Here is a 344-nt window from a genome sequence, read left to right as displayed (position 1 = left end):
GTCGAAATCGCCATTTGGTCAAGCAAGAGGACGCTGTCATCATCGCCATTCATCTTTTAGGAAAGCTGCTCGGTTTTACATCCGAACGGGCATGGCATCGYTTTGTCACGGGAAATTTGTTCACAAACGGCTCGTTTCTTGAACGCTCCCGATACAACCGCCGTTGCYGGGCGCTTGGTTTCGCCATCAAATGGATCCGTCATGAGCTGGCAAAACGCGGTCAACATCATGCCTATGCCGTCGTKGACAGCTTGCCGCTCCCGTTGTGCCATACGGCAAGAATGCATCGCGTCAAACGGTTTCAAGAGATCGCCGACATCGGGTATTGCGCTTCCAAAAAGCAA

Annotated in this window: 1 protein-coding gene; it reads left to right on the top strand. The window is 52.2% G+C overall.

The features are described from left to right. On the top strand, positions 1-344 hold a 344-nt coding region (locus CV944_RS15885), incomplete at both ends, for a transposase family protein (RefSeq protein WP_483299647.1).

The sequence above is a fragment of the Geobacillus sp. WSUCF-018B genome (assembly GCF_002809985.1).
Taxonomy (GTDB): Bacteria; Bacillota; Bacilli; order Bacillales; family Anoxybacillaceae; genus Geobacillus; species Geobacillus thermophilus.
Note: the sequence above shows the minus strand (reverse complement) of the source record. Positions and strands in the feature narration are given on the sequence as shown.